The sequence below is a fragment of the Micromonospora sp. NPDC049799 genome, from assembly GCF_040656655.1.
Classification (GTDB): Bacteria; Actinomycetota; Actinomycetes; order Mycobacteriales; family Micromonosporaceae; genus Micromonospora.
Genome location: NZ_JBFAMU010000199.1, coordinates 1 through 8,878, shown reverse-complemented (window position 1 = coordinate 8,878; position 8,878 = coordinate 1). Strand labels below are relative to the sequence as shown.

Sequence of the window (8,878 nt, the reverse complement as noted above, 5' to 3'; positions counted from 1 at the left end):
GAACGACGGGCGCAGCGGCCGGTCGATCAGGCGGCAGGTGAGGATCGCGTCCTCGCTGGGCCGGCCCTCACGGCGGAAGAACGAGCCGGGGATCCCGTCCGTCCCGTGCCGACCAGGGATCGCGCACCGGCCACGGCATCACCCCCGGCGACCGTCGCGCCGTCGGGAAGCGCGCCGGAGCCGACCGGGGCCGCGCTGCTCACCACGTGCCTGGGCGTGGCTTCGCTTCCGCTGGTGGACCCGCTCCTGTGCGTACGGCTCTGAGCGGGCGGAACAGGACGGCGAGGACGATCGGCCCGCGAACGGGCGGCCGGACCACCGCGTTGCCGTAACGGTCGCGACCTTTCCCGTTCGGGGTGGCTTCCGCTCCCGCGGACCGGGTAATCCGTCGCGCCCCGTCGCTGATGTCGTGGCCACGACGACACCGGCGTGGGGCGCAGGGGTCCCGACGGGAGAAGCCGGGACCGTGGGGGGAAGGAGCGGGTCATGAAGTACGAGCAGTTGATCTCCACGGTGCGGCAGCGCGCCAACCTCAGCGACGAGGAGGCCGCACGGTCCGTCCAGGCCGTCCTGTCGGTGCTCGGCGAACGACTCGCCGGACGCGAGGCCGACCATCTCGCGGCACAGCTACCGGATCGGGTCGACCGGTACGTCACGCGCAATCCGCAGGGCCGGCGGTGGGACGTCGGCGATTTCCTGCGGATCGTCGGCGAGCGGGAGCAGTGCGCGGACGCGGACCTGGTCCGCCAGCACGCGCAGGCGGTGCTGCGCACCGTCGCCGACGCGCTGGACGACGACGAGCGTGCCGACCTGCTCGCCCAGCTTCCCGGCGGCATCGTCGATCTCTTCGGTGTCCCCACCCCGCGCGGTTGACACCACCCGCGCCGTCCTGGGACCACCGCACCCGCACCCGCCTCCCCGGAGGCGGGTCTCGTGCCTGCCGTCGCCCGGTCACCCGTCGGCGGCCCCGGCCCGGGGCTTCACCCAGTCGAAGGTCCGCTCCACCGCCCGCCGCCAGTTGTCCCGTTCCTCCGCGCGGACCGCGTCGTCCATCTCCGGCACCCAGCGGGCGGCCGGGTGCCAGTTGCGGCGCAACCCCTCCAGGTCGGGCCAGTAACCGACCGCCAGCCCGGCGGCGTACGCGGCGCCGAGGGAGACCGTCTCGGCGACCATCGGGCGCACCACCGGCACCGCGAGCACGTCGGCGACGAACTGCATCAGCAGGTTGTTGGCGGTCATCCCGCCGTCCACCCGCAGCCCCGTCAGCGTCAGGCCGGAGTCGGCGTTCATCGCGTCGACCACCTCGCGGGTCTGCCATCCGGTGGCCTCCAGCACCGCCCGGGCCAGGTGCCCCTTGGTGATGTACGAGGTGAGCCCGACGATGACCCCGCGTGCCTCGCTGCGCCAGTGCGGCGCGAACAGCCCGGAGAAGGCCGGGACGATGTAGCAGCCGCCGTTGTCGTCCACCGTCCGGGCCAGTGTCTCGATCTCCGGCGCGCTGCTGATCAGCTCCAGCCCGTCGCGGAACCACTGGACCAGGGAACCGGTGATCGCGATGGACCCTTCGAGGGCGTAGACCGCCGGTTCGCCGGCGATCTGGTAGCCGACGGTGGTGAGCAGACCGTGTCGGGAGTTCACCGGCTCCGTACCGGTGTTGAGCAGCAGGAAACCGCCGGTGCCGTAGGTGCACTTGGCGTCGCCCGGCGCGAAGCACGTCTGGCCGAACAGGGCGGCCTGCTGGTCGCCTAGCGCCGAGGCGATTCGCACGCCGGGCAGGACGGCGGTCGCGGTGCCGTACACCTCGGACGAGGAGCGGATCTCGGGCAGCATGGCGGCCGGGATGCCGAAGAAGGACAGCAGGTCCGGGGCCCAGGCGAGGGCGTGCAGGTCCATCAGCATGGTGCGGCTGGCGTTGGTCACGTCGGTCAGGTGCAGGCCGCCGTCCGGCCCGCCGGTGAGGTTCCAGATCAGCCAGCTCTCCATCGTTCCGAAGAGCACCTCGCCGCGCTGGGCCCGCTCGTCCAGCCCCGGCGTGTGGTCGAGCAGCCAGCGCAGCTTCGGTCCGGAGAAGTACGTGGTCAGCGGCAGCCCGCACCGCTGTTGGAGGTTCTCCGCGGCGGGCTCCCGGCTCAGCGTCTCCACCAGCGCGTCGGTGCGGGTGTCCTGCCAGATGATCGCCGGCGCCACCGGTGCGCCGGTGCGCCGGTCCCACACCACGGTGCTCTCCCGCTGGTTGGCGATGCCGATCGCGGCGATCTGGCCGGCGGCGATGCCGGCCTGGGCGAGGGCGCGGGGCACCACCTTGCCGACGTTGCGCCAGATCTCCAAAGCGTCGTGTTCCACCCAGCCCGGCCGGGGGAAGTGCTGCTGGTGCTCGCGCTGGGCCACGGAGACGAGGTTGCCCCGGTGGTCGAACACGATGCAGCGGGTCGAGGTCGTGCCCTGGTCGATGGAGACGACGTAGCGGTCGGTCATTCCTCGTCCTCTCTGGCGCGGGTGGCGGGGCAGGGTGGACGGCTCACCAGCGGGCGGCGCCGAGATCCCGGGACACCGCCCGGGCGGCGTCGCGGACGTACGCGACGAGCGACGGGCGTGGCTGGCGTTGTGCGTCGCAGATCCGGTCGACCGGGCCGGAGAGCCCGATGGCGCCCACGACGAGGCCGCCGTAGCCCCGGATGGCCGCGGCGATGCCGGCCTCGCCGAGGGTCATCTCCTCGATCTCGGCGCTCCAGCCGTTCTCCCGGATCCTGGTCAGTTCCCGGGCGAGGTTCCGGGGCGTGACCAGGGTGCGCCGGGTGTACGGCTCGGGTTCGCCCCGCAGGACCGCGTTGGCGGCGCCGACGTCGTAGGCGAGCAGGACCTTGCCGAGCGCGGTGGCGTGCGGGGGCAGCAGGGAGCCGACGTCGAGGGTCTGCAGGGTGTCGTCGGGGCGGAAGACGTGGTGGACCACCAGTACCTTCCCGTCCAGCAGGGTGCCGATGCGGACGGCCTCGCCACTGCGCGCGGCCAGCGGGTCGGCCCAGTTGAGGGAACGGGAGCGCAGTTCGTTGACGTCGAGGTAGCTGGTGCCCAGGTGCAGCAGGGCGGCCCCCAACTGGTACCTGCCCGAGGTCTTGTCCTGCTCGACGAAGCCGACGTCCTGGAGGGTGCGGACGATGCCGTGCGCGGTGCCCTTGGGCAGGTCGAGGGAGCGGGCGATCTCCCCGATGCCGAGGCGGCCGGAACTGCTGGCGAGCAGGCGGAGGATCGCCGCGGCCCGCGCGATGGACTGCACCTGACCCGGCATGGGGCGGAATGCTAGCCACGTTCCCGCGGTCGCAACAGTGTTCGACATTGTCGACCGGGGTTCGTTGACCCGGCCGCGCAGGTTTCCTACGGTTCACCGCACGGTGGCAGCCGGACCCGCATCCCCGCAGAAGGAGAGACTCCGAATGGCTGATTTCGTCGGCGCGGTGGACCAGGGCACGACCAGCACCCGCTTCATGATCTTCGACCACGGCGGCAACGAGGTGGGCCGTCACCAGCTCGAACACCAGCAGATCCTGCCGCGCGCCGGCTGGGTGGAGCACAACCCGCTCGAGATCTGGGAGCGGACCCAGACGGTCGTCCAGACCGCGATGAACGCTCAGGGCCTGGCCGCCGCCGACCTGGCCGCGCTGGGCGTCACCAACCAGCGGGAGACCACGGTGGTGTGGAACCGCCGCACGGGCCGGCCCTACTACAACGCCATCGTCTGGCAGGACACCCGTACCGACCGCATCGCCTCGGCGCTGGAACGCGAGGGCAGGGGCGACGTCATCCGGCGGAAGGCCGGCCTTCCGCCGGCGACGTACTTCTCCGGCGGGAAGATCCAGTGGATCCTGGAGAACGTCGACGGGGTCCGGGAGGCCGCCGAGCGTGGCGAGGCCGTCTTCGGCAACACCGACACGTGGCTGCTGTGGAACCTCACCGGCGGCATCGAGGGCGGCGTGCACGTCACGGACCCCACCAACGCCAGCCGCACCATGCTGATGGACCTGGAGACGCTGGACTGGGACGACGAACTTCTGTCGTTCTTTGACATCCCCCGCGCCATGCTGCCGGAGATCCGGCCGTCGTCCGACCCGCGCTCGTACGGCAGCACGGTGCCGCACGGTCCGTTCACCGGCCCGGTTCCGCTCACCGGCGACCTCGGCGACCAGCAGGCCGCCACCGTCGGGCAGGTCTGCTTCGCCCCCGGCGAGGCGAAGAACACCTACGGCACCGGCAACTTCATGCTGCTCAACACCGGCACCGAGATCGTGCGGTCGAAGGCCGGCCTGCTCACGACGGTCTGCTACCAGTTCGGCGACCGGGCGCCGGTCTACGCCCTCGAGGGCTCGATCGCGGTCACCGGGTCGGCCGTGCAGTGGCTGCGCGACCAACTGAAGATCATCAGTAGTGCCGCGCAGAGCGAGATCCTGGCGCGGCAGGTGGAGGACAACGGCGGCGTGTACTTCGTGCCCGCGTTCTCCGGTCTGTTCGCCCCGTACTGGCGCTCCGACGCCCGCGGCGCGATCGTCGGCCTCTCCCGGTTCAACACCGACGCCCACATCGCCCGGGCCACCCTCGAGTCCATCTGCTACCAGAGCCGGGACGTGGCCGAGGCCATGCGGCAGGACTCCGGGGTGCACCTGGAGTGCCTCAAGGTGGACGGCGGCGTCACCGTCAACGACCTGTGCATGCAGATGCAGGCCGACATCCTCGGCGTGCCGGTCAGCCGGCCGGTGGTCGCCGAGACCACCGCGCTCGGGGCGGCGTACGCCGCCGGTCTCGCCGTCGGCTTCTGGAAGGACACCGACGAGCTGCGGGAGAACTGGAACGAGAGCCGACGGTGGCAGCCGGGGTGGTCGCCGGAGCAGCGCGAGACCGGCTACGCCCGGTGGAAGAAGGCGGTGCAGCGGACCCTCGACTGGGTCGACGTCGGCTGACGCCGTACCCCGTTCCCGCACGGCTCCCCCTCGACGGAAAGAGAAGACGGATGCACCCCGCGACACTGTCACCGGCCGCCCGCGAGCGGTCCCTCGCCGCCCTCGCCAGCGGTCAGGAATTGGACGTCCTGGTGATCGGCGGCGGCGTCACCGGCGCCGGCTGCGCCCTCGACGCCGTCACCCGCGGCCTGTCGGTCGGGCTCGTCGAGGCACGCGACTGGGCCAGCGGCACGTCCAGCCGGTCCAGCAAGCTCATCCACGGCGGCCTGCGCTACCTGGAGATGCTCGACTTCGGGCTGGTCCGCGAGGCCCTGCGCGAGCGGGGCCTGCTCCTGCAACGACTCGCCCCGCACCTCGTCCGCCCCGTGCCGTTCCTGTACCCGCTGCGCCACCGCGGCTGGGAACGGTTGTACGCCGGCGCCGGCGTGCTGCTCTACGACACGATGAGCCTGTCCGGCAGCCACGCGCGCGGCGTGCCGGCCCACCGGCACCTGAGCCGCCGAGGAGCGCTGCGCGCCTGCCCGTCGCTGCGGCCCGAGACGCTGGTCGGCGCCCTGCAGTACTACGACGCCCAGGTCGACGACGCACGGCTGGTGACGTTCCTGGTCCGCACCGCCGCCGCGCACGGTGCGCACCCGCTGTCGCGGGCCCGGGTCGTGAGCCTGCTGCGGGAGGGCGCCCGGGTCACCGGCGCGCGGGTGCACGACCTGGAGACCGACCAGGTGTTCGAGGTGCGTGCCCGGCAGGTCGTCAACGCCACCGGGGTGTGGACCGACGACACGCAGGCCCTGGTCGGCGAGCGGGGGCAGGTGCAGGTACGCGCCTCCAAGGGCATCCACCTGGTGGTGCCGCGCGACCGGATCCGGTCCACCACCGGCCTGATCCTGCGCACCGAGTCCAGCGTGCTGTTCGTCATCCCGTGGGGCCGGCACTGGCTGATCGGCACCACCGACACCGACTGGGACCTGGACAAGGCGCATCCGGCGGCGACCGGTCGGGACATCGACTACCTGCTGGAGCGCGTCAACACCATGCTGGCCACCCCGCTGAGCCGCGACGACGTCGCGGGCGTGTACGCGGGTCTGCGCCCGCTGCTGTCCGGGGAGTCCGACGCGACCACCAAGCTGTCCCGGGAGCACACCGTGATCAGCCCGGTCCCCGGTCTCGTGCTGGTGGCCGGCGGCAAGTACACGACGTACCGGGTGATGGCGCGCGACGCGGTCGACGAGGCGGTGCGGGGCCTCGGCGGTGCGGTGCCCGCCTCCTGCACCGACCAGGTGCCGCTGCTCGGCGCGGAGGGCCACGTCGCCCGCTGGAACCAGCGCCGCCGCCTGGCGCAGCAGGTCGGCCTGCACGTGGACCGGGTGGAGCACCTGCTGCGGCGCTACGGCGCCGCCGTCGACGAGGTGCTGGCGCTGCTGCGGGCCGACCCCACGCTCGGCGAGCCGCTCGACGGCGCGGAGGACTACCTGCGGGTGGAGGTCGTCTACGCGGCCTCGGCCGAGGGTGCGCTGCATCTCGAGGACGTGCTCACGCGGCGTACCCACGTGTCGATCGAGAGCTTCGACCGGGGCCTCACGGCCGCCCGGCCCGCGGCGAGGCTGATGGCTCCGGTGCTCGGCTGGGACGACGAGCGGATCGAGCGGGAGGTGGCGCACTACGTCGCACGGGTCGAGGCAGAACGCGCCGCGAACGAGCAGCCGGACGACGCGACGGCCGACGCCGTACGCCTCGGGGCGCCGGAGGTGGTGCCGGCGGTGGCCGTGGCGGCCTGAGCGACCTCCGGCGGGGCGCCGCTACGGGCTGCCGAAGTCCGGCGAACCGGCCAGCAGGCCGTACCCCGTCCTCGACGGCCGGTGGGCGGCGCGGCAGCGGTCCTGTTTCACGCGGTAGAGGCGCTGGTCGGCCACCTGCATCAACGTCTCGAGCGTGTCCCCGTCGTGCGGGGCGGTGGCCCAGCCGATGCTGACGCCGGTGTGCTCGCGCAAGGCCCCGTCGATGCGCGCCGCCACCGTCCGCGCGGTGAGTTCGTGGGCGTCGACCAGGACGGCCACGAACTCGTCTCCACCGATCCGGGCGATGGCGTCGCCGGCGCGCACCGCGTCCCGCGCCGCCGCCACCGTCCGTTGCAGCAGCGCGTCGCCGGCGGCATGGCCGAGACGGTCGTTGACGAGCTTGAAGTCGTCCAGGTCCAGGCACAGCAGGGACACTCCGGGGCGGCGACAGCCCCGGAACAGTGGTCCGGCGAAGTCCGCCAGGCCGCGCCGGTTCAGGGCGCCCGTCAGCGGGTCCAGCGTCGCGAGGGACCGGAGTTGGGAACGCTGCCGCGCCACGATGCGGGCCTGTGTGGCGCAGACCGAGATCAGCACCAGCATCCCGGCGACGTAGAGGAAGACGTGCCCGGGCCGCGTCGGTTGCCCCGCCGCGGCGACGGCCAGGTAGGACCCGACGATGAGCGCCTCCAGCGCGATCAACAGCCGCAGGTGCGGCGTGCGGCTGGCGACGAACACGGCGGTGGTCACGAACCCCAGGGTGGCCGGGGAGGCGGCGCCGCCGTCCCAGTACGCGCCGAGCGCCGCCATGAGGAGTGTGACCAGCAGGATCGTGAACGAGACGAGGTACGCGCTCGCCTTCGTGGTGATCCTCTTCGCCACGCACAGCCCGACCGCGCCGGCCGCCATCCCGCAGCCGTACGCCGCGAGCATGAGGGCCCGGTTCGGCTCGTGCAGCGTCATGAGGCAGTAGACGATGGCGACCCCGTGGGAGCCGACGTGCAACGCCGCGCTGACGGCCATCCGCCGTCGGCGCTCGTTCATCCCATGGTCCACCGCACCCACTGCCCCTTGGCGACGGGTCTGACCAGGTGTCTTCGCACGTCGACATTCAATGGTGTGGGTTAGTTCACAGTCAATAGACCCTCGTGCACAACTGTCCTACCAGGACGAGATCGCACCGAGGGTGGCGCTCGGGATCGCTGAGCGTAGTGGTCGTTCAGTGGTCGGCCGGCGGGATCGACGAAGCCTTGGCCGCGTGCTTGGCCTTCTTCGCCGCCCGCTTCTCCTTCAACGTCTTGCCCTGCTTCTTGACGTTGTTCTTCTGATGCGACTTGTCCGACATGGCTACCCTTCCCTCTCGACGCAAGGATGGTGTTCAGCGGTCGTCACCGCGCGGCCCGCAGGCCGGGCGGCACCCCGCATGTCGACGTCAACGGTCCTGCCTGCTGGCACTCAACTGGTCCAGCTCGTCCCGAACGGCGGCGGCACCGGCCGGCACCACCCGACTCGCGGTCGTGGCGACGGCGTCCTGCATCTCGTCCGCCAGCCAGGCCGAGTGGCCGCCCGCCGCCCGCAACTGCTCCATGCCGGCCCGTCCCAGCACGATGGCGGCCACGAGGTAGCCCCCGGTGAGTCCCGCGGTGGCGAGCCGGCGGGGCAGGAAGGTCTCCAGCAGGCGCAGCACGGTGGTCGAGGCCGCACCGGCTCCCAGGACGAGACACCCTCCGGCGGTGGCGAGCAGCGCCAGGCCGACTCCCGTCGGGCCGGCCGCCCGCATCAGCTGGGTACGTACCTCCCGGACCTCCTCGCGTACCACCTCGGCCACGTCCGCGGCCAGGCGCTCGGTCGGACCGACCGCCCTGCCGGATGCTTCGGGCTGCCTGGCTGCCGCTTCACTCATGGGTCCCCCTCGTCCGCTGCGGGCAGCGACTTACCCGCAAACGTCACCGCCACACCTGCCCGCTCGCGCTCCGGACGGCAGACATCACGGTGCGTGACGGACGGCTCGGACTCAGGTCGAGGGCGACGCGCTCCGGTCGGTACGTGCGGGCACGGCGTTGTCGACGTTGAGCAGGCCGGCGTCGACCACGGCGCGACTCATCGGCCGGGTCAGCTCGGCGAGGCGCGCGCAGCCGTCGGCCCCGAGCACCGCGT

General features: G+C 72.3%; 8 protein-coding genes. 3 read left to right on the top strand and 5 right to left on the bottom strand.

The annotated features are described in order from the left end of the window. Positions 1-486: 486 nt before the first annotated feature. Positions 487-873, top strand: coding sequence for a DUF2267 domain-containing protein (locus tag AB0I76_RS16500; protein ID WP_357035564.1), 387 nt, complete (start codon positions 487-489; stop codon positions 871-873). Between the two features lie 78 nt (positions 874-951). Here AB0I76_RS16500 and glpK (AB0I76_RS16495) read toward each other — a convergent pair whose 3' ends face one another. Together glpK (AB0I76_RS16495) and AB0I76_RS16490 are read right to left on the bottom strand one after the other, a co-directional pair. Beyond that, entirely contained in the window at positions 952-2,475 is a 1,524-nt protein-coding gene (gene glpK, locus AB0I76_RS16495) for a glycerol kinase GlpK (protein ID WP_357035561.1), read from the bottom strand. A 43-nt stretch (positions 2,476-2,518) separates the two neighbouring features. After that, positions 2,519-3,286 (bottom strand): IclR family transcriptional regulator, encoded by a 768-nt coding sequence (locus tag AB0I76_RS16490; protein WP_357035558.1) that lies wholly within the window; start codon positions 3,284-3,286, stop codon positions 2,519-2,521. A gap of 145 nt (positions 3,287-3,431) precedes the next feature. On the opposite strand from AB0I76_RS16490, the gene glpK (AB0I76_RS16485) reads away from it, so the two are divergent. Continuing rightward, positions 3,432-4,949, top strand: coding sequence for a glycerol kinase GlpK (glpK, locus tag AB0I76_RS16485; RefSeq protein ID WP_357035555.1), 1,518 nt, complete (start codon positions 3,432-3,434; stop codon positions 4,947-4,949). A 50-nt stretch (positions 4,950-4,999) separates the two neighbouring features. Next, on the top strand, positions 5,000-6,724 hold the full coding sequence (locus AB0I76_RS16480) for a glycerol-3-phosphate dehydrogenase/oxidase (RefSeq protein WP_357035552.1): 1,725 nt from the start codon (positions 5,000-5,002) through the stop codon (positions 6,722-6,724). A 21-nt stretch (positions 6,725-6,745) separates the two neighbouring features. Here AB0I76_RS16480 and AB0I76_RS16475 read toward each other — a convergent pair whose 3' ends face one another. The 3 genes from AB0I76_RS16475 to AB0I76_RS16465 form a co-directional block, all read right to left on the bottom strand. Beyond that, positions 6,746-7,765 carry a GGDEF domain-containing protein gene (locus AB0I76_RS16475; RefSeq protein ID WP_357035549.1) on the bottom strand — a complete coding sequence of 340 codons (1,020 nt, stop codon included), beginning with the start codon at positions 7,763-7,765 and terminating at the stop codon, positions 6,746-6,748. Between the two features lie 175 nt (positions 7,766-7,940). After that, positions 7,941-8,066 carry a hypothetical protein gene (locus tag AB0I76_RS16470; protein ID WP_357035547.1) on the bottom strand — a complete coding sequence of 42 codons (126 nt, stop codon included), beginning with the start codon at positions 8,064-8,066 and terminating at the stop codon, positions 7,941-7,943. A gap of 87 nt (positions 8,067-8,153) precedes the next feature. Then, entirely contained in the window at positions 8,154-8,624 is a 471-nt protein-coding gene (locus tag AB0I76_RS16465) for a phage holin family protein (RefSeq protein WP_357035544.1), read from the bottom strand. Positions 8,625-8,878 lie beyond the last annotated feature (254 nt).